The following is a 1,210-nucleotide window of genomic DNA, read 5'->3' as shown; positions in this document are numbered from 1 at the left end:
GGCAAGTCGCCGGACGACTCACCACACGATTCACCGGCGATTCGAATCGTGAATTGAATCAAGAGTCACCATGAACAAAAAACGCCCAAATTGATGAATTGAATCAAGAGTCGATTCATCATAACAACATGATAATAAAGCGTGATTCACATATGAATCGTGGGCAATTCGTAAACGATTCGCCATAGAGTCGTCCACGACTTGGATCTGCACTTTGTAACACATCACTGCACATTAATTTTTCATTAACCAATTGTTTTAAATAAGGAATCTGCAAAATTTTAATTTTGCGTAGTGTGTGGGTATTTTTAGTCGTGAGGAGCGTTCAGAGATCTGGCGATTTTTGGGAAGGTTCAGGAACTCCCTGGGATGGCCGGAGAGGAAAACTCAAGCATGGCAGGATCAGGATTTTTTCCAGAATTTCCACCACGGGGAATGGGGTGGTGAAGAAGGCTCGCGCTTGTGCTCCAGAAGCTGCATAGCCTGACGAAGGGAATCAATATGCTCATCTCGAGCCTTAACAGCCCCTTTAAGACCATCGTTTTCAGCTTCAAGTAGAGCGATTCTATGTTGTAAATCATGTAAACCAACGCTGTTAATACTTGTAGATTCTGCGTCACTTTTTACATCATATTTTACAGTATCGATGACACCATCAAGAGAACCAAACACTCTAATAAGCTCTGAAGTATCAATAACTTTAATAGCCTTCCCGTGCTTTACAACAGAGGTGTAACTTAACTTCCCACTGTTAATCATCTTGTAAATTGTGGGACGGCTAACCTTAACAAGCCGTGCCGCTTCACTAATAGACACTCTGGCCATCAATTACCATCCTGTAATTCATCCAGTCTCGAGGACAGTGTACGGAAAAGATGCTCCGCATCATCGTGGAGTTTCTCACAAAGGTCGGCCTCAACATCGAGATCAAGCTCGTTAAGCTTCTCCAGCAGGAGCAGAGACTGATGCTGGATGAATTTAGCCATGTTCAGCGCTGTTTTCTGTTGTTTCGTCATAAAGGGCCTCAGAGCGTCAGTGCTCAATGTCAGACAGATCTCTTTTCCGCTTCCTCGCTCACTCAGTCGCTACGCTCCTGCCGTTCGGCTGCGGCGAGCGGTCGCAACGCGCACATAACGACATAGAGCAGACAGCTCGGAGAGGGAGAAGGCAGCACAGCGGCCGTTTTTCCATAGGCTCCGCCCCCCTGACA

Annotated in this window: 2 protein-coding genes; both read right to left on the bottom strand. The window is 46.0% G+C overall.

Annotation, left to right across the window (positions count from 1 at the left end; all coding sequences use genetic code 11):
- Positions 1-402: 402 nt before the first annotated feature.
- The gene (locus HMPREF3096_RS28190) at positions 403-825 is read right to left on the bottom strand and encodes a helix-turn-helix domain-containing protein (protein ID WP_025714834.1); all 423 of its coding nucleotides are present in this window, start codon (positions 823-825) and stop codon (positions 403-405) included.
- Positions 825-1,016 (bottom strand): Rop family plasmid primer RNA-binding protein, encoded by a 192-nt coding sequence (locus HMPREF3096_RS28185; protein ID WP_032413520.1) that lies wholly within the window; start codon positions 1,014-1,016, stop codon positions 825-827. Before HMPREF3096_RS28185 ends, HMPREF3096_RS28190 begins: the two co-directional genes overlap by 1 nt.
- Positions 1,017-1,210 lie beyond the last annotated feature (194 nt).

Source organism: Klebsiella sp. HMSC25G12 (genome assembly GCF_001807705.1).
GTDB classification, from domain to species: domain Bacteria; phylum Pseudomonadota; class Gammaproteobacteria; order Enterobacterales; family Enterobacteriaceae; genus Klebsiella; species Klebsiella variicola.
The sequence above is the reverse complement of the archived record's forward strand: the minus strand, read 5'-3'. Positions and strand labels throughout refer to the sequence as shown.